15 protein-coding genes are annotated in these 18,022 nt (G+C 68.8%); 6 read left to right on the top strand and 9 right to left on the bottom strand.

The annotated features are described in order from the left end of the window. Positions 1 to 102 precede the first annotated feature (102 nt). Positions 103 to 1,869 (bottom strand): SLC13 family permease, encoded by a 1,767-nt coding sequence (locus tag ACWPN8_RS18395; RefSeq protein ID WP_492241733.1) that lies wholly within the window; start codon positions 1,867 to 1,869, stop codon positions 103 to 105. Positions 1,870 to 2,003: 134 nt separating this feature from the next. Then, positions 2,004 to 3,875, bottom strand: coding sequence for a diguanylate cyclase (locus ACWPN8_RS18390; RefSeq protein WP_492241732.1), 1,872 nt, complete (start codon positions 3,873 to 3,875; stop codon positions 2,004 to 2,006). Between the two features lie 351 nt (positions 3,876 to 4,226). Between ACWPN8_RS18390 and ACWPN8_RS18385 the strand changes: the two genes are divergently transcribed. From ACWPN8_RS18385 to ACWPN8_RS18360, 6 genes are all read left to right on the top strand, one after another. Next, positions 4,227 to 4,634 (top strand): hypothetical protein, encoded by a 408-nt coding sequence (locus ACWPN8_RS18385; protein WP_492241731.1) that lies wholly within the window; start codon positions 4,227 to 4,229, stop codon positions 4,632 to 4,634. A 276-nt stretch (positions 4,635 to 4,910) separates the two neighbouring features. Then, complete coding sequence (locus ACWPN8_RS18380) at positions 4,911 to 5,453, top strand: hypothetical protein (protein ID WP_109448058.1); 543 nt, start codon at positions 4,911 to 4,913, stop codon at positions 5,451 to 5,453. A 205-nt stretch (positions 5,454 to 5,658) separates the two neighbouring features. After that, on the top strand, positions 5,659 to 6,123 hold the full coding sequence (locus ACWPN8_RS18375) for a hypothetical protein (RefSeq protein WP_492241730.1): 465 nt from the start codon (positions 5,659 to 5,661) through the stop codon (positions 6,121 to 6,123). A gap of 33 nt (positions 6,124 to 6,156) precedes the next feature. Then, positions 6,157 to 6,504, top strand: a complete 348-nt coding sequence (locus ACWPN8_RS18370; protein ID WP_492241729.1) for a hypothetical protein — start codon at positions 6,157 to 6,159, stop codon at positions 6,502 to 6,504. 281 nt (positions 6,505 to 6,785) lie between these two features. Further along, positions 6,786 to 7,496, top strand: coding sequence for a Crp/Fnr family transcriptional regulator (locus ACWPN8_RS18365; protein WP_109448064.1), 711 nt, complete (start codon positions 6,786 to 6,788; stop codon positions 7,494 to 7,496). A 269-nt stretch (positions 7,497 to 7,765) separates the two neighbouring features. Continuing rightward, positions 7,766 to 8,326 (top strand): hypothetical protein, encoded by a 561-nt coding sequence (locus ACWPN8_RS18360; protein WP_492241728.1) that lies wholly within the window; start codon positions 7,766 to 7,768, stop codon positions 8,324 to 8,326. A gap of 6 nt (positions 8,327 to 8,332) precedes the next feature. Here ACWPN8_RS18360 and ACWPN8_RS18355 read toward each other — a convergent pair whose 3' ends face one another. The 7 genes from ACWPN8_RS18355 to ACWPN8_RS18325 all read right to left on the bottom strand — a co-directional run bounded on the left by ACWPN8_RS18355 (position 8,333) and on the right by ACWPN8_RS18325 (position 17,998). After that, positions 8,333 to 11,074 carry an SUMF1/EgtB/PvdO family nonheme iron enzyme gene (locus ACWPN8_RS18355; protein WP_492241727.1) on the bottom strand — a complete coding sequence of 914 codons (2,742 nt, stop codon included), beginning with the start codon at positions 11,072 to 11,074 and terminating at the stop codon, positions 8,333 to 8,335. 300 nt (positions 11,075 to 11,374) lie between these two features. Then, positions 11,375 to 13,294 (bottom strand): CHASE2 domain-containing protein, encoded by a 1,920-nt coding sequence (locus ACWPN8_RS18350; protein ID WP_492241726.1) that lies wholly within the window; start codon positions 13,292 to 13,294, stop codon positions 11,375 to 11,377. A gap of 7 nt (positions 13,295 to 13,301) precedes the next feature. Further along, entirely contained in the window at positions 13,302 to 14,423 is a 1,122-nt protein-coding gene (locus tag ACWPN8_RS18345) for a DUF4384 domain-containing protein (protein ID WP_492241725.1), read from the bottom strand. A gap of 27 nt (positions 14,424 to 14,450) precedes the next feature. Beyond that, positions 14,451 to 14,828, bottom strand: coding sequence for a hypothetical protein (locus ACWPN8_RS18340; RefSeq protein ID WP_109448076.1), 378 nt, complete (start codon positions 14,826 to 14,828; stop codon positions 14,451 to 14,453). Positions 14,829 to 14,854: 26 nt separating this feature from the next. Continuing rightward, positions 14,855 to 15,661, bottom strand: coding sequence for an OmpA family protein (locus ACWPN8_RS18335; RefSeq protein ID WP_492241724.1), 807 nt, complete (start codon positions 15,659 to 15,661; stop codon positions 14,855 to 14,857). A gap of 116 nt (positions 15,662 to 15,777) precedes the next feature. Beyond that, entirely contained in the window at positions 15,778 to 17,337 is a 1,560-nt protein-coding gene (locus ACWPN8_RS18330; protein ID WP_492241723.1) for a DUF4384 domain-containing protein, read from the bottom strand. 67 nt (positions 17,338 to 17,404) lie between these two features. Then, positions 17,405 to 17,998 carry a DUF4399 domain-containing protein gene (locus tag ACWPN8_RS18325; protein WP_492241722.1) on the bottom strand — a complete coding sequence of 198 codons (594 nt, stop codon included), beginning with the start codon at positions 17,996 to 17,998 and terminating at the stop codon, positions 17,405 to 17,407. Positions 17,999 to 18,022 lie beyond the last annotated feature (24 nt).

Genomic DNA, 18,022 nt, shown 5'->3' with positions numbered 1-18,022 from the left:
GTGATCCTCGTTGTTCAGGCCATCCGGACATTGGACCTGGGGCCGGGCTTGGGCAACGGAGCCCGGCTTCCCATTGTTCCCCTCCCCGCCCAGCCGCTCCTCTCAGCCGCCAAGCGGCCAGACCATGACGATCAGCCAGGTGCCCAGCGCCAGGATGATCAGCGACAGCGGCACGCCCAGCCGCGGATAATCGCCGAACCGGTAGCCGCCCGGCCCCATCACCAGCGTGTTGCACTGGTGGCCGATGGGCGTCAGGAAATCGCTTCCGGCACCGACCGCGACCGCCATCAGGAAGGGGTCGGGGCTGAGCCCCAGCTGCTGCGCGACGCCCGCGCCGATGGGCGCCATCACCAGCACCGTCGCGGCGTTGTTCAGGAACGGCGTCACCGCCATCGCCGCCGCCATGATCAGCGCCACGCAGGCCACCGCCGGCAGGCCGCGCGCGGCGTCGGCCAGCAGGGTGGAGATCACCTGTGTCGCCCCGGTGCTCTCCAGCGTGCCGCTGACCGGGATCAGTGCCGCCAGCAGGACGATGATCGGCCATTCCACCGCATGATAGGCATCCTCGACGCTCAGCACGCCGGTGACGATCATCGCCGCCGCCGCCGCCAGGAAGGTGACCGCCAGCGGCGCCAGATGGAAGGCGAGGACCAGCATCGTGACGACCAGGATGCCGACCGGTACCCAGACCGGCCGGCGCCGGCCGAGCTGCAGCCTGCGCTCCGCCAGCGGGATCAGGTTGGCGTCGGCCAGCGCATCCGGATAGCGCTCCGCCGGCACCTGCAGCAGCAGCAGGTCACCCTCCCTGAACATCACATGGTGCAGGCGGCGGGCAAGCCGCTCCCCGGTCCGGCTGACCGCCAGCAGACTGACGCCGAAGCGCCGGCGCAGATCCAGAGAGCGGTCCGATTTGCTGGCCAGCGGCGAGTCCGGCGTCACCACCGCCTCGACCGCCAGCAGTTCGCCCTCCGCCCCCTCCAGGATGCCCAGCGGCTCCAGCGACGCGCCCTGGACGAGGCGTTGCAGGGCGGGGGCATCGCCTTCCAGCACCAGCACGTCGTCGGCCATCAGGGTCCAGTGCTTGTCGGGCACATAGCGGCGGAAACGCTCGCGGATCAGGCCGATCACCTGGGCCTCGCCCTCCGCCAGGGCTTCCACGTCGCGAACGGTGCGCCCGACGAAGGAAGACCGGGCGGGAAGCCTCATCTCGCTGGCGTAATTCTCGACCGCGAAGGTCTCTTCCGCCGAGCGGGCGCCGCTGCGGTCCTGGGGCAGCAGGCGCCAGCCGACCATCAGGAACAGCAGCCCGACCACCGTGATGCCCAGCCCGACCGGCAGGTAGTCGAACATGGAAAATGGCTGGCCGACGATCTCCGTCCGCACGCGCGACACGATGATGTTGGGGGAGGTGCCGACCAGCGTCATCAGCCCGCCCATCAGCGAGGCGAAGGCCATCGGCATCAGCACCCGGTGCGCCCCCGTCCGGTGCCGCCGCGCCAGCTGCATGGTGATCGGCAGGAAGATGGCGAGCGCGCCGATGTTCTTCATCAGTGCCGACATGAAGGCCACCGACCCGCACAGGAAGGCGATCTGCCGCGTCGGCGTGCTGAGCTTCGCCGCCACCGGACGCACCAGCGCGTCGATCACCCCGGACCGGGCGATCCCGGCGCTGACGATCAGGGCGGAGGCGATGATGATGACGATGTCGTCGGCAAAGCCGGAAAAGGCGTCCTTCGCGGGGATCAGCCCCAGGAACACGCCGGCCAGCAGGGCCAGCACCGCAACCACGTCGAACCGCCACCTGTTCCAGATCAGCATCGCCACCACGATGCCCACCAGCGCGAAGGACATGAACTGCTGAAGGGTCATCTGGGGTCCGTTCGTTGAGGTGCCCGAGGATAACCCCATGCCCCCCACCCGCGTTCCCGCAAAGCCTGCGCTCAGGCCCGGATGACCAGGATGCACATCGTCCGACGCCTCGGACTGCACTTTCAGCTTGCCCCCTAGGCGGCGATAGCCCGCCGGTCCCGCCCCGCGCTCTTGGCCGCATACAGCGCCTGATCCGCCGCCGCCAACAGGTCGTCCAGCGTGCTGCGCCGCCGCGTCACGCTGATGCCGATGCTGACGGTGATGGCCAGCATACGGTCCGGCACGGCCACCCGGGCCTGACGGACATCGGCCAGAAGCCGCTCGGCGATGCGGTCGGCGTCGGGACCGTCGGCGCCCGGCAGGATGATGGCGAATTCCTCGCCGCCCAGCCGCCCGAGCAGATCCCCGCCGCGCACCGCCTCCTGGAGAATGTCGGCCAGCATGCGCAGCACATCGTCGCCGGCCTGATGCCCGAAGCCGTCGTTGACCGATTTGAAATGGTCGGCGTCGATCATCAGGACACTGACCGGCCGTCCCTGGCGCCAAACCTCCTCCAGCAGCTCGGTGCCGCGGCCCATGAAGGCGCGCCGGTTCAGCAGCCCGGTCAGCGGATCGAGGTTGGCCAGCTCCCACAGCCTCTCTTCCTGCAGCTTGCGCTCGCGGATGTCGCGAAGCACGCCGACATAGATCGCCTCTCCCTCGCTGTGCGACGCGCCGAGCGTGAGCTCGACCGGAAACTCCACGCCGCTGCGATGGCGCGCCATCAGTTCGCGGACACCAGCCTGCCCGCCCCATCCGTGGCTCGCGACGTCACCGGGATCCTGCAGGTCGCGCAATTGACACGGCAGCAGCAGGTCGATGGTCCGGCCGATCAAGTCCTCGGCGGCATAGCCGAACAGGGTCGTTGCCGCAGGGTTGAGAAACTGGATGGTGCCCGTGCCGTCCACCACCAGCATCGCATCGCGCGCGGTGGAAACGAAAGCGGTCAGCCGCTCTTCGCTGCGCTGCAAGGCGGCCGTGCGTTCGACCACACGCTGCTCCAGCCGGGCGTTGGCTTGCGCCAGCTGGAGCATCGCCCGCCGCCGCCGGGTGACCTGACGGTAGAGCGTGGCGGACAGCACCGCACCGCCGCCGCTCAGCACCAGGTCCAGCAGGAAAAAGACCGGCAGGCGTCCGAGCCAGCCGCCGATCGCCTCCCGGGTTTCGATGTTCGCCGCCGCGATGATGCCGTAGCGGGGACTGACCTGATAGGCGCCGGGGCCGGTCACTCCCGGCAGGATGGAGCCTCGCGTCGTGCTGGCGGTCGTCCCCGGTTCCTGCCCATGGTGGAGGAACAGCGGCCAGTCGCCGGCCGGGCGGCCGAGGCAGTCCGTGCTGGGCAGGCATCCGAACACGAAGCCGGACGGCGAAACGATTGCCGCCTGCATGCCCTCCGGCAGCGGAAACGCCTTCAGCATCGCGGAGAAGATTTCCGGGTCGAGGGCTGCGGAGACGATCCCGACAAGACGGCCGAACCGGTCCTCGACCCGGCGGCTGACCGGCACCATCCATTGGCCGTCGGTCCGGTTGACGACCGGCTTTCCGATGAACAGGATGTCCGCTCCCCCATTCAAATGATACTGGACATAATCACGGTCATGCAGATCGACGCCAACGGGATGCGGCGTGCGGGAGTCGTGGGTCAGGCGCCCGTCCGGCTTGACGACGAAAAGGCTTCGCAGGATCGGTGTGATCCGGTGCTGATGGACCAGAAGGCGATGGATGTCGAACTCTTCGAGGTCCGCGATCCGTTCGGAAAACCGCATGAATTCCGACACCACGGACATGGTGCGGTCCGCGATCTCCAGCACCTCGTCCATATGCTCGGCACTGTGGGCCGTGGTGAGCGAGGCCAAATCCACCATCGACCGGATGTCGGCGCTGCGCTCCGCCGAGAGCAGGCCGCCGAGCACGCCATTCAGCAGGATGATCAGTCCGAGAGTCGTGGCGACCCATACCCGCTTCATGGCGCCCCGTATCCCACAGCGTTCGGAGGAAACCATGCCAGCCGATAGGCTGGTCACGCAATTGGGACCAACCGCAGTCGCCGAACGACCGGCACCCGGCAACCGTATGGTGCTGCACAGCACTCGCTTCACGGTATCGGCTTACTTGCCATTCGGCTCCCATGGCAGAAGTTGTTATGGCGGGCCATAACTTGATCGACCACAGTATCACCGATGATATTCTGGATTCTTTTAAAACAACCACCCACGATACCTGAATGGTTATAATTGGATTTTCCATGGACTCACGATTCGTGCTCTGACATCGTTCGCATACGAACCTTTACGGGGCAGGAAATGGGAGTCAGGGCAATGAAAACTTCATCCACAAGTTTCAAGGTCGCATGCCTGTTCGCAATCGCCGGTCTCGGCATGGGCATTGGAATGGCGGCATCGCAGGATCACACCCTGATGCCGGCCCATGCGCACCTCAATCTTCTGGGCTGGGTGTCGCTGTTCCTGTTCGGCGTCTTCTACCGCCTGCATCCGGCCTTGGAAACCAGCCGTCTTGCGATGACCCAGATCGTCGTCTGGAGTGTCGGCACCGCCTTCCTCACGGTCGCGGTGGCGGCGCTGCATCTCGGTTATGCCGCGTTCGAACCGGTCGCCGCGGTCAGCGCGCTGCTCCTGCTCGGCTCGCTCGGGCTGTTCTCCGTCCTGGTCTTCCGGTCCGGCAAGCTGCCGCAGCCGGCAGCACGGGCGATGACCGCGGCAGAGTGAGTCCTGAGGGTTCCGGGACCGCGCTCATCCGCCGCCCCGCAATGCATACGCAACGGGCGCGCACAGCTGGCGACAGCGGCGCGCCCGTTGCGTTTCAAAGGCCCGTCATCGGCTGGCCGGCACCGGCCGAGCGCCTGAATTTCGGCATAAAACAGCGCTGACCGGCAAAACACCGCTGTTTGTGGTGCGGCTCACATCCGGGACTCCGGCTCTTGGGTAGGGTCTGTCCATCGGCAACACGCCGCACCCCGCGGCCCCGAAAACAGGAGACAGACCATGATCCGCACCGCCCTGCTGACCGGCTTCGCTTCGCTCGCCCTGTTCGCCGCTCCGGCGATGGCCCAGAACATCTCCGACATCTCCAACACCGCGGCCGGCATCGGCAACACCGCCAACCAGAGCGCGCTGGTCATGCAGAAGTCCAAGGGCCCCTTCGCCGGCCCGAACAGCGCCACCGTCTCCAACCTCGCCGCCGGCATCGGCAACACGGCCAACCAGGAAGCCTTCGTGAAGCAGCGGAGCGGCGGCCTGTTCAATGGCGGCTCGGCGGCCACCATCGGCAACACCGCGGCGGGCATCGGCAACAACGCCGGCCAGATGGCAACGGTGATGCAGCGGAGCGGCGGCCTGCTGAGCGGCGGGAACATCGCCAACGTCGGCAACACGGCGGCCGGCATCGGCAACACCGCCCTGCAGAGCGGCACGGTGCTGCAGCGTTCGGGCGGGCTGGTCGGCCCCTTCAACCGCAGCAACATGCAGAACCTGTCGGCCGGCGTCGGCAACTTCGCCGGACAGAGCGCCCTGGTCAGGCAGCGCTGACCTTCCCCTTCCTCCCGGCCTCCTCCCTGACCTCGCTCCGGCCGGCAACGGCCGGAGCATTTTTCTGCCCGCCGGCTTCCTGTCCGATCAGGAGGGAAATCCGCCCGCGGTTGTGGGGCAACTCACAGAAGCCGTTCCGGCACTTCACTTAAGCTTTCCACAAGGACGCCACCCACCCCCATCCCCAATCGAAGGAAATCCCGCCATGATCCGCACCTGTGTTCTGGGCACCCTTGCCGCCATGCTGCTCGCCACTCCCGCCCTGGCGCAAAACAAGCCCGTCGGCCCGCTCACCGGCCCCGGCATGCCGTCGATGATGGCGGTGCCCGGACTGGTCAGCACCAATGTCGGTAACGCCACCAATGTCGGCGCCGGCATCGGCAACTCGGCACAGCAGCAGGGCGTTTTCATTCGGGGCGGTGGCGGCGCTCCCATCCGCGGCGTCGGCCCGCTGGTCAGCACCAATGTCGGCACCGCCACCAACGTCGCCGCCGGCATCGGCAACAGCGCCGGTCAGAGGCTGCTGGGCATCCAGGGCAGCGGTGTGCAGGTCGGGCTGAACTTCAGCGGCCGCGGCCCCCTGGTCAGCACCAATGTCGGGGTCGGCACCAACGTCACCGCCGGGATCGGCAACAGCGCCGCACAATCGCTGACCGGCCTTCGCCGCTGAGCGCTCTTTTCCCTCCAATCTAGGAGGTCCCTGATGCTGAGGCTCCCGACACTCCTCGCTCTCGCCGCACCCGCTCTGCTGGTCCTGGCCGTTTCGGCCCCGGTGCAGGCCGACTCCCTCTCCTGCCAGACGGTCAACGGCAAGACCGTCTGCATGCGGGGGTCGGGAACGCTGAGCTGCGTGACGCACAACGGCCGGACCCGCTGTTCGGCCACCCCGTCCGACCCGCAGTCCGAAGTCATTCCCGATGCGGAAATCCAACGGCTTCCCCGCCCGATCACGCCCGATCTGCACAGCCTGCTCGAGCGCCGGGGCTTTCCCTTCGACCATCGGGCGCACTCCCTGACCCTGGAGAACGATGACGATCCGGACATCGACTGATCCCCCCGAACCGCGAAACCGGAGGAACCGACGGAGTTGGTCCGCTAAGGACGATCCACCGCACCATCCCGCAATCGAAGGGCGGCCGGCAGACGCCGGTCGCCCTGTTTGCATCCGACCAGCACACGAACGGGGCAGAAGCGCCGACGACGGCGTACCGCCTTTGACGGCGGGGGTCGGGTCGGTTGCCGGCGTACCATTCCCCGCATCGTCACACCGAAGTCTTCACACCCGCGCCTTCACACCCGCGTCGTCAGCCGAAGCTCAGCCAAGAGGCAGCCATGACCGCGATACGGATCAATTTCGACAAGGATCTCGTCCTTGCCGGACATTTCCTGCTCAAGCATCTGGAGCGGGAGGAAAGGCATCGTCTGGCGACAGCCGCGCGGCTGTCCCACCACGCACGCGGCGCCATGATCTTCCAGAAGGGTGATCCAGGCGACAGCATGATGGCGGTCATCCGCGGCCGGGTGAAGATCTGCTGCCATTCCATGGACGGCAAGGAACTGGTGCTGAGCATCATCAACAAGGGCGGCCTGTTCGGCGAGATCGCCCTGCTGGATGGCGAGCCGCGCACCGCCGACGCGGTGGCCCTGGAGGAAACCGACCTTCTGGTGCTGGACCGGTCGCAGCTGATGCCGGTACTGACGGCAAGGCCGGATCTGGCCTTCCGCATCATCAGCGTGCTGTGCCAGCGGCTGCGCCAGACCAGCGAGCATCTGGAGGACACGCTGTTCCTGGAAGCGCCCTCCCGCTTCGCCCGCGCCCTGAAACGGCTGGGCGATGCCTTCGGCAAGCCGGGGCCGGAGGGGCTGCGGCTGGACATCAAGCTGTCGCAGCAGCAGTTGGGCTGCCTCGTCGGCGTCTCGCGCGAGAGCGTCAACAAGCTGCTGAACGAGTGGCAGCGTGCCGGCGTGATCGGGATGGACGCAGGCTATATCGTCATTCGCGACACCGGCGCCCTGGACGACATCGCCGACTCCTGCGGCTGAGACGCCAATCCGGCGCCGCTTGTGAGCCGCGCCACAGCGCCCTGGTCCGATCGGCATCAAGATGCTCCCCACACCCGGCCGTCAGCCACTGAGGGAGCCCGCGATGATGTCGTCCCGCACCGTTTTCCTACCTGCCTTCGCCGCCCTGCTGCTGACCGCCGGGACGGCCGCGGCCCAGGTCACCGGCGGGATCGCCTTTCCGCCCGGCCCGATCCCCGGCGCGGCGATGGCGCAGGCCTTCGCCCAGAACACCCCGGCTGCCGGTGTCGGTGAACCCGACGCCCCGCGGCGCCCCTCCCGGCGCGATGGTCACCAACCCGTCCCTGCGCCGGTCTTCCGTGAACCAGCAGGCGATCACCCGCATCCGCGGCGATGCCGGCTATCTCGCCGGCTTCAACAAGGGGCAGCCGCTGGCCGCCAGCCGTCAGCCGCCGGTGCAGCCGGTCGACCCCAGCTTCACCATCATCGATGCCCCCTTCATCGTGAACAATTTCAACAGCGCGCTGAACTTCGCCTTCGGCGACGGCAACATCAGCCAGCAGCAGCTCGGCGACGGCACCGCGGCGGGCAGCGCCGGGCCGGTGGACACCGCCGCCCCGGCGCCGGCGCCCGAACCGGCCCCGCTTCCCGCTCCGGCCCCCGCTCCGACCGCCAAGCCGGCCGGACCTTCAACCCTCGATATGCTGATGAGCACAGCCGGGCCGCTGCCGCATCTGCCCGCGGCGCTGGCCCATGGCGGCGTCCAGTTCAACAACGTGAACACCACCACCAACACCGCCGTCGGCACGGGGAACCGGGCGACCCAGAAGACGGTCACGGTCCAGCGCTGACCCCCGTCAGTTCACCTCCCGAGCCACCCGGAAGCCATTGGTCAGATAGCGCACGTCGATGTCATAGCTGTTGCGCATCGTTCCATTGATCGCTTCCAGCTTGTCGCGCCAGGACCCGCCGCGCAGAACCCGCTTGCGGCAGTTCCCCTGCGTCCAGGCGCTGCCGTCGGCCGGGGCACCCTGGTAGTTCTTGTTCCAGCAGTCGGCCACCCATTCCGCCACGCCGCCGTTCATGTCGTGCAGACCGAGCGGATTGGCCTTGTAGCTGCCGGCGGCGGCCGGGGTCAGATGTTCGTGCGGACCGCCGCAATCGTCGCAGTCGGCGTGGTTCCCCTCCTCCGCCCCCCACCAGAAGGGCGTGGTGGTGCCGGCCCGCGCGGCGAATTCCCATTCCGCCTCGCTCGGCAGGCGGTAGCGCTGGCCGGTCTTGCGGCTGAGCCAGGCCACATAGGCCTGTGCATCCTGCCAATGCAGATTGTGGACAGGGGTTCCATCGGTCGGGTTGGTCATGCGCGGCATGTCGGTGCAGCCGCCCTCCTGGATGCAGGCGCGCCATTCGCCGACCGTCACCTCATACATGCCGAGCGCGAAGGGCTTGGCGATGGTGACGCGGTGGACCGGCCGTTCCGACGGGTCGCCCTTGTCGTTCCCCATCATGAAATTGCCGGCCGGCACCCGCACCAGCACCGGGCAGGTCGGACAATCCTGGAAGCTGTTGCCCGAGCCATGATTGCGCGCCGTGCCGTTCGTCGGCCCGGATGGCGCAGTTGAGGGCGCAGCCGGCGGACCAGTCGGCGTTGCTGGCTGCGGTGCTGCCGGCGGCACAGTCGCCACCACCTGCGGCTCGGCCGGCGGTGGAGCCGCGGCCTGGACCGGCGCCGGCGGCGCTTCACGCTTCAACAGTGCGGCGGCGACGAAGCCCTGGGTGCCATCCTCAAGCGCGATGCGGTACCACCCGCCGTCCGGCACGCGGCCGAGAACCTGCACCACGGCTCCGCGCGCCACCCGGCCGACCCGTGCGCCGCCATTGGCCGGCGTCGCCCGCAGGATGCCATCCGCCGTGACCATGTAGCGTCCGGGCTCCGCTGGCTCCAGGCCCGGTCCCATCGCCGTTTCAGGCTTGGCTTCCGCCTTCGGCGGCGGCTCCGCCGGTTTCCCGGCGAGCTTCAGCGCCTCAAGCTGGCGGCGGGCCACCGGGGCGTAATTGCCGCTGCCGAACAGTTGCAGGAAGGCCTGAAGGTCGCCGGGCTCCTTGCTGGACTGGATGCGCTTCCACAGGCTGTCTTCCAGCTCGGCCACCGGGGCGGTGCCGGGTGCCGCGATCTCCACGCTGACGCTCGCCATGGCGGTGCCGCCGCGCCCGTCATCGACGCTGTAGCGCAGGGTTCCGGCCGGACCGGGGGGGGCGGCCTCCGGGTCGAAGGTCAGGCCGGTCAGCGCCTGGACGGTCAGCCGGTCGCCCGACTTCACGACGGCCGACCCATCGTGGACGCTGCCGCGCTCCGGCACGGCGGTGACGGCGACGGTCAGCGGGTCGCCGTCCGGGTCGGACGGCGCGTCGATTCCCATCGGATTGCCGGCGACGCGCAGTTTGCGCTCCGCCACCACCGCCGGGGGCTGGTTGCTCGGCTTGATCGTCACGGGGATGGCGCCGGTTGTCATGCCGCCGCGCCCGTCGGCCACCAGGAACTCGAAGGCGCCGGCATCGCCGCGGAAGCTGCCATCGGGCTTGAAGCTGGTGGCCGCCAGCTGATCCACCGTCAGATAATCGCCGATCAGCACGCTGCGCTCCCCGACGCGGACGGTGCCGCCGCGCGGCAGGCCGGTGATGCGGGCGTACATCTGATCGTCGTCAGGATCGGTCGGCTTGCCGGCCCCCAGCGGCTCCGCGCCGGCACGATCCAGCACGGTCAGCGCCCGCAATTCCCCCAGCACAGGCGGCCGGTTGGGCGGGCGGGGATTGAAGTAGAAGGGGGTGGCGCCGAGCGACCCGTAGACGAACGGCTCCTGCCGGCCGTTGGTGGCCTGCTTCACCGTATCGCGCACATTGCGGAAGAACAGGCTCAGCTCCAACCCCGGTGTCTGGAGATGCTGGAGCAGCGCCGCGCTGAAGGGGCTGTGGTCGCCGGTGCCGTCCTCCGCCAGCTGGTCGGCGCGGGTCGCCATCGCCACCAGCGTGTCGCTCGGCGTGTCGTCGACGCTGCCGAAGCCGGGATGGGCCTGGTTGCGGTTCGAGCCGCTGCGGGTCAGCCGGTCGACGAAGGGATTGTTGCGGCAGGCGTCGAGGATGAGGATGCCGAGCTTGCGCGCTCCCGCCAGTTCACCCATCGGCAGATTCAGCGGGATCGCCTCATAGACCAGATCGCGTTCGCGTTCCAGCTGGGCATCGGCCGGCAGCAGATAGTTGACGCCGTTCACCTGGATGCCGTGCCCGGCATAGAAGATCACCGCCACGTCGGCCTGCGACGCCTTCAGCCCGAACTGGCGCAGGGCGGTGGCGAAGCCGCGGGCGTCCAGATCGTACTGCTCGTCCACCGTGAAGTTCAGTGCCCGCAACGCCTCGCCTATGGCTTTCGCATCGTTGCGCGGGTTCACCAGTTCCGGCGCATTGCGGTAATTGCTGACCCCGATAACCAGCGCCAGCCGGCTTTCCGCCGCGGCACCGGCCGGCGTCTGCCCGGTGGTGGCCGGACCGGCCGCAAGCGCGCCCCCGCCGAGGGCCATAACCGCCAGCAAAAGGAGCAACACCGCGACCATCGTCCGGCAGGGTCCGACCGGTTTTACCATCCCCGCCTCCGTACCCGTGCAAAGAGGCGCCGCACTCCGTCGTCGGTCGCATACGACCTATAGGCTCACCGGCGAAGCTTGCGGCGCATAGCGGATGGCTGTTCGAATCGATTTCGGAAATTGCCGGCAGCCCGCCATGGATGGAAGGAAGCATACCATGGCTCAATTGCATTCCAAGCCGCCCCATGAGCCTGAACCCGGCAAAAGAGGGGGTGGCAGGCCGAAGTGATTACTTCCTGTATCGAGGGTTAATGCTGATGATTATCGCCGACGGCTATCGGCATCTTCATCGTCGATCAACAGCCAGATCCGCACCGCTTTCACCTTCCCCTTCAGCGCCACCTCCCCCACCGGCAGCGCCGTGCAACGGACGCCCGCCGCCTGCGGCCCCCCCTGCCGCACCGCCTGCCATGTCGGATCGCCGACGATGACCCGGCAATGGCGCGACGTGCGGGCATCGACCAACTTGCCATAGGCCTCCAGCCGGGCGGCGGTGTTCGCGGTGTCGCCGAGAAGCGAGTATTCGCTGTGCCGCAACCCGCCAAGGCTGCCGGCGACCAGCGGGCCGGTGTGCAGGCCGACCCGGATGCCGACCGGCGGCAGCCCTTCCGCCTGCCACCGCCGGTTCAACGCCACCAGTTCCCGGCCCATCTGTAAGGCGCAACGGACGGCGCGGCCGGCGTCGGCGTCGATCTCGTCCTGCGTGCTGCGGGCGACCGGCGCGCCGAACACCGCCAGAATCGCATCGCCGACGAAGCGCAGAACCACCCCGTCATTGGCGGTGACGATGTGCACCATGGCATCCAGATAGCCCTCCAGCCAGCGGATCAGCGGTTCCGGCTCCAGCGCCTCGCAAATGGTGGTGAATCCCTCGATATCGGAGAACAGCACGGTGGCAGTCAATTGCTGCGGGCGCGGGCGGTTGCCGGTCATGAAGGTCGCGCGTTCGCGCCAGATCTCCTCCGCCACCGGCTGGGAAACATGGTTGGCGAACAGCTGCATCATGACGCGCCGGTCCGCCCGTTCGCGCAGCGACATCTGCACGGTCATGGCCGCAAGCCCCGCCCCCCAGGCCAATGACGGCGCCACCAGCGGCACCAGCGGCCCGCCCGCCGCGAACAGCGCATTGGCACCGGTCCAGGCGGCCGCCGGCACAAGCAGCCCGGCCGCCGCCACCAGCCACAAGGGCAATCCGGCCAGCGCCACCGCCACCCCGGCCGCGGCCATCAGCAGCGCCAGCGCCGCTTCTCCCGCGAATGGCAGGCGCGGGTTCTGCCGCCCGTCGAGAAGCTGGGCCAGCACATGCGCCTCGATCTCCACCCCCGGCGTCGACGCACCGGCCGACGACAGCGGCGTCCGATGCTGATCGATGCCGGCCAGTGCCGTGCCCACCAGCACCGTCCGCCCGGCCAGCCAGCTTTTCGGCAGAACGGCGACAGTTTCCGCGGGATAGACCGGGAACGGGCTGGTCGAGCCGTCCGGCCGGCCATGCCAGTCGATGCGGAACGGTTCGCCCGGCACAACCGACACACCGCCCAAACGGGCAAGCTGAACCGGCAGGCTCGGCGTGCCGTCGCCGCCGAAGGGGACATGCCAGCGCACCGCGGCATCCAGCCGATCCTTCGCCAGATTGGCATGACCGCGCGGCATCCCGTCGGTGAAGCCGTCGAGGAAACGGCGCTGCCGCTCGGTCAGCGGCGTCTGCTCCAGGGCGGTGATCGCCACCACCGGGACCTGTGCGCCCAGCATGGCGCGGCGCAGCCGCTCGTCCAGGACCGGAAGGCTGGGTTGGTCGAACAGCACGTCGATGCCGATGGCGCGGACCCCGGCCGCCGCCAGCACGCCGACGATGTCGGCCAGCATGCCGCGATCCACCGGCGACCGGCAGGCAAGACCGGCGAAGCTGTCCTCGCCGAACAGCACCAGCGCGATGGCGGGATGTTGTGGCTGCGCCGGAGCGGCAGCGGCGATCAGCCGGTCGGCCAGGCTTTCATCCGCGGTGCGCAGCGGCGGCACCAGCCGCGTGGCGGCAAGCGCCAGCACCGCACTCGCCAGCATGACGGCCACCGGCAGCCACCGGCGCGACCAGCCGCGACGGTCCGGCGGCGGGTCGCGCACCGCCGGTTTCGCAACGGCGGGAGCCTCCGGCCCTTCCCTGGGATTCGCCGGCGGGCCGTCCATCCGCTCCTCACCGAACCTTCAGGATCAGTTGGGCGGAGGCCACCTCCGTCTCGCGCAGGCGGGACACCGCGCGGTCGAGCTGGCCGGCGGCATCCTCGGCCAAGGGGCGGAAGGCGGCATCGCGGCCGGGAAACTCGCCGTCGAGATTGCGGCTGGTGGCGATGCAGCGCACCTCCAGATCGGCAGGTGCGTCCCCGGCGCGCAGCGGCATGCGGTCGCCGGACAGACTGATCGGAACATTGCCCATCACCCGGGCGCTCATCGTGGCACCGGACGGAAAGATCGGGATCAGCTGGCCGCGCGCGTTGCGCAGATAGCAATAAAGATGGGCATCACGGTCGGTCTGCACCCGCAGGCGGATGTCCTCGCCCGGCCGGTAGGCGGCATTGCCGGCCGGCTCTGCGGAGAGAAAGACGTCGAGCGGCACCATCGCGTCGCGCAGGGACGCCATCGCCGCCCCGATCTGCCCGGCGCAGCCGGCCGATGCCAGGCCGACCGCCAGCGCCGCCCCGCCCGCGGCCTCCACCATGCGGACATGCAGGGTGCCGACCGGTGTCCCATTCGCCCGCAGCATGCCGATGTCCATCCCGTCCGCGAGCGGCAGGCTCCGCGGCCAGGGGGCCGGGCTGCCGTTCATCCATTCGACCGCCGCGCGTTCCCCACCGGCCTGCAACGTCAGCCGGTCCAGTCCCGGTTCCGCCGGGCGACGCAGCACGGGGGAACTGCCGGCCTTGACGCATTGCGTGCCGAATGCCGACGGGTCGATGGCCAGCGCCTTCTCCAGCGCCGCATCCAGCGGATTTCCCAGCGCACGCGCGGCGCCGAGGTCGCTCTGCATGAACCGGTCGTCGCCGGGACCGGCACGGGCCGACACGGCGCCGTCCGCCGCTTGGCCGGGAACCCCGTCATAGGGACCGCGCAGGCGCAGCAGACGGCCGTTGGCGAACAACAGCGTCGCATTCGCCCCATCGGGAAGCCTGACCGCCTGCCCGTCGGTAACGAGTTGGCCCTGGACATAGCCGGGCGCACTGGACGCCACGACCACGGCCTCCGCCGCGGCCTCCTGCCCGAAGCCCAGAGCGAGGACGGTGGCGGCGCCCAGCAAAGAAGAAAAGCGTCTCTTCGGCATGATCGTCACCTCCTGGATTTGAAGGGATCAGTCGCGGTTCCGGCCCTTGCCGCTGGCGGCTCCGTCATCGGGAGCCAGCAGGCAGGCGGTGCGGGACTGCGTCACCACCGACACCGCTCCGTCCGTCCCGCCGTTGCGGCGGAAGCGCAGCCCGTTCATCTGGCTGGCGATGCTGAGCGAGACGACGGCAAGATCCTCTTCATCGATGATCTTATGCCCGTCCTGCCAGCATTGGACCCGGACCCGCTTGCCGGCGGGGGCAACGTCCACGCCGCCCGCAACACCGCCGCTGGTGGCACCCGACGTGTCGGCCCCCTTCTTGCGGACAACCGTGGCATCGGCGGCACCGGCGAGCCATAGGGCGGCAAGACCGAGGCAGGCCGCGAGGAGCAGAGCGTGTTTCATGGCATCCTCCTCCGTTCGGGCCGCACTCAATGGGTCGGCTTGAATTCGACGCGCCGGTTGCGGCCGTCATAGGGGTTGGCGGCGATCGGCGCGGTCGGCCCCTTGCCGTCCACCGTGATGCGCTTGGGGTCGATCCGATGGACGCGGACCAGATACTCGCCGACCGACACAGCGCGGCGCTGCGACAGCAGCATGTTGTGGGAAAGGCTGCCGCTGGCGTCGGTGTGGCCCTCCACCGTCAGTCCCAGGGTCGGATCCTCCTTCATCAGCGCCCCGACGGCGTCGATGTAGGAAGCGGACTCGGCCGGGATGTCGGCGGAATTGAGCGCGAAATTGATGCGGAAGCCGAAGGCCTGCGGTGCGGCGTCCTGCTGCTGGGCGACAGGAGCGGCGGGCGGCTCGGCGGTGGCCGTCTGGGCGGCCGGGGCCTCGGTGCGCACCTCCTGCCGGCGCTGCTTGTGGGCGGGGCGGCTGGGTGCGGCCTGCGCAGCAGGTTGGGGTGCCGGTTGGGCAACGGGCTGCATTTCGGGCTGGGGAGCCGGCTGCGCTGCGGACGGGATCGGCGCCGTGCCGTAGTTGATCTCGTCGATAGGCCGGGGCCGCTTGGCGGCAGCACCGGCCGCACCGCCGATGATCTCGATGCTGCGGGTGCGGATTTTGGGTTCCGGCGCCACCACTTCGCGCAGTTCCTCCACGCTGGGCGGCCGGTCGAACATCATCACCTTCGATGAGCCCGACCCTTCCACCGTTTGGGCGGATACGGAACCGGCCCAGGCAGCGGCCAGCATCGGCAGGGTGGCAAGCAGCGTATGAGACAGGATGGACTTGGTCATATCGGGCTCCATGGGCAGGAGAAAGAACGGCGTTGCCCTGGTTCTACCGCCACCACCCTGCCCCGCGCTGTGAGCCGGCCAACAGTCGGCTCCCGATTCCGGCGGTTCGCCCGAGGTTACTCCCCCTGTGCCAGCGTGCCGGGCAGCACCTTCACCGTCAGCCGCTTGGCGCGGGCATCGCTGCCCTTGGCGGTCGCGAAGGCATTGATCACGTCATCCAGGGCGGCGCCGGGTATGGGCTGCAGATCCTCGCTCTTGAACGCCTCGGGGATCCGCACGCCGATCTCGTCGTGCGACAGGACGCAGGCGACCGTCTCCTCGGCATTGGGCCGGTCCATGCGCAGGTTGAAGGGCTTCTGCACACCGGGCGGAATTTCCACCTGCCGGCCGGCCTCGACGAAGGCGTCGGGCTGGAAGCGGTTGGGGAAGATGCGGGACACCGTGCCGGCGGCATCGCGGTAGTAGCAATAGACGAAGCCGTCCGCCGTCGGCTGCATCCGCACCACCAAGGCTTCGCCGGCGCGGTAGCGCGGTGCCGGCCCACGGTCCGACGACAGCAGCAGGTCGAGCCGGGACGGCGACGGCTGGGCGCGCGGCAACCCTTCGCCCCCGGCATTGCTGACGCTCTGCAGCCTAGCCGGCGGCGCCCCGCCCTGGCCGGGCGGCTTGGCGAGCAGGCGCTGGTAGAGGTCGAAATCGATGCGGCCAGTGGCGATCAGGTCGCTGTCCGCCTGGAAACGGCCGACCGCCTCGGCTGTCCGCTGGTCGAGCTGCCCGTTGACCGGCCCGTCGTAATAGCCCTGTGCCGACAGCGCGCGCTGGGTGAAGGTCACGCGCTCCGACGGGGCCATACCGTCGAACCATCCGCGCGCCTCCGCCATGAAGGCGGGGTTGGTCTGATCGATGCCCAGGCATTGCCAATAAGGCACGCGGGTCAGCTTGCCGAGCACCTCGATGGTGCTGAGTTCGACCAGCGTGCGCACCCCCTGGTGCAGCCCTTCCGACCGGTTGAGCGAGATGTTGAAGGACAGGCCGGCCTTGCCGATCACCCCGCCGGTGTCGGCCCCACGCCCCGAAGACACCACCGCCAGCGTGTTGGACGCCGACATGCCGGGGATGATCTGGCGCGTCACCAGTTCCCCGACATTGAGGTCGACCGAGACCATCGACACCACCTGATCGGCGGACACGCCGATGTCCAGCTTGGGCAGCGACAAACCGGCCCCCGCCGCCTCGCTGACCACATTGTCGTCCAACTGGGTGATGGCGCCGCGGATGTAGTAGGACGGCGCACGGAAGTTCGGCTGCACCCCGATCATCCAGTACAGCGCGTTGACGTCGTCCAGCGCCGGCTCGAAATCCACGAAACGAAAGGCGTTGGAGGTCTCCGACATCCGCGAGACGGCGGTGATCAGCATCTCCTTCGTGCCGCCGGCGACCCGGCCGGTGGCGTCGGGCAGGCCGTTGGCGGTGATGTAGATATCACGCTTGCCATGGGTCCACAGCAGCGTGTCCATGCAGCGTAGCGCCTCGCTGAAGCTGCTGATGGTGCGGACGGCCGGGGTCTTCGGCTGCTGCACCACGCGGGCCATCTCGCCGGAGGTGAAACAGCCGCCCAGCGCCAGCGTCAGGCCGACGGATACCACGGCGGAACCAAGGAACCGGTCCATGCTCATCGGCGCTGTCTCCTGTGGGTTTGTGGTCCGGCTTGCTGCCTGCGCCGTCAGGCCGGCTGAGGACCGGTCACCGCGCCGACAGTTGCGGGCTGCGGTCGGCGCGGACCGTGATCGTGATCTTCTTCGACATGATCGGCGGGTCGTGCGGCACATGGTCGGCATCGGCCAGGACCAGTTGCAGCGTGTGGCGGCCGGGCGGCAGTTCCAGGATCGTTTCGGTCTGGCCCTTGCCGAAATGCAGGTGCTGCTTGTCGCTGGGGATCGGCTCGTTGAAAGTCTTAAGGTCGGTGTCGATCAGCAGATGATGGTGCCCGGTGCCGTCCTTGCGCACGCCGGCCGGCGCGACGCCGAAGTTGCGCAGCCCGAACCACACCTTGAAGCGCGTCCCCACCACCTGCCCGTTGTTGGGCCAGCCGATGTAGAGCCATGCGTCCTTTCGGCCAGGCGTCCGCTGCCCGGCCGCAGCGTCGCTCTGCCCGGCCTTCTGGCTGTCCTTCTGATCGGCCTTCTGTTGGGCGGACGCATCCGCCGCAGCCGCGGGCGTCGCCGCGACCGTCAGCGGCGTGAGCGACAGCACTGCCCAAAGCGCCGCGCAGGACACGGCGCCCAGTACCGGTTGCAGGCGGCGAACAGTCGTAAGCGCGCACGAATTCGTTGTCATGCTGCCCTCCCTGGCAGGGACGAA

The sequence above is a fragment of the Azospirillum sp. UENF 112521 genome, assembly GCF_058780665.1.
The sequence above is the reverse complement of the archived record's forward strand: the minus strand, read 5'-3'. Positions and strand labels throughout refer to the sequence as shown.

What these genes read in the sequence shown, in the direction of transcription:
- ACWPN8_RS18395 (WP_492241733.1), bottom strand. Translation starts at nt 1,869, where the DNA reads ATGACCCTTCAGCAGTTCATGTCCTTCGCGCTGGTGGGCATCGTGGTG.
- ACWPN8_RS18380 (WP_109448058.1), top strand. Translation starts at nt 4,911, where the DNA reads ATGATCCGCACCGCCCTGCTGACCGGCTTCGCTTCGCTCGCCCTGTTC.
- ACWPN8_RS18370 (WP_492241729.1), top strand. Translation starts at nt 6,157, where the DNA reads ATGCTGAGGCTCCCGACACTCCTCGCTCTCGCCGCACCCGCTCTGCTG.
- ACWPN8_RS18335 (WP_492241724.1), bottom strand. Translation starts at nt 15,661, where the DNA reads ATGACCAAGTCCATCCTGTCTCATACGCTGCTTGCCACCCTGCCGATG.
- ACWPN8_RS18385 (WP_492241731.1), top strand. Translation starts at nt 4,227, where the DNA reads ATGAAAACTTCATCCACAAGTTTCAAGGTCGCATGCCTGTTCGCAATC.
- ACWPN8_RS18340 (WP_109448076.1), bottom strand. Translation starts at nt 14,828, where the DNA reads ATGAAACACGCTCTGCTCCTCGCGGCCTGCCTCGGTCTTGCCGCCCTA.
- ACWPN8_RS18345 (WP_492241725.1), bottom strand. Translation starts at nt 14,423, where the DNA reads ATGCCGAAGAGACGCTTTTCTTCTTTGCTGGGCGCCGCCACCGTCCTC.
- ACWPN8_RS18375 (WP_492241730.1), top strand. Translation starts at nt 5,659, where the DNA reads ATGATCCGCACCTGTGTTCTGGGCACCCTTGCCGCCATGCTGCTCGCC.
- ACWPN8_RS18390 (WP_492241732.1), bottom strand. Translation starts at nt 3,875, where the DNA reads ATGAAGCGGGTATGGGTCGCCACGACTCTCGGACTGATCATCCTGCTG.
- ACWPN8_RS18330 (WP_492241723.1), bottom strand. Translation starts at nt 17,337, where the DNA reads ATGAGCATGGACCGGTTCCTTGGTTCCGCCGTGGTATCCGTCGGCCTG.
- ACWPN8_RS18350 (WP_492241726.1), bottom strand. Translation starts at nt 13,294, where the DNA reads ATGGACGGCCCGCCGGCGAATCCCAGGGAAGGGCCGGAGGCTCCCGCC.
- ACWPN8_RS18325 (WP_492241722.1), bottom strand. Translation starts at nt 17,998, where the DNA reads ATGACAACGAATTCGTGCGCGCTTACGACTGTTCGCCGCCTGCAACCG.
- ACWPN8_RS18365 (WP_109448064.1), top strand. Translation starts at nt 6,786, where the DNA reads ATGACCGCGATACGGATCAATTTCGACAAGGATCTCGTCCTTGCCGGA.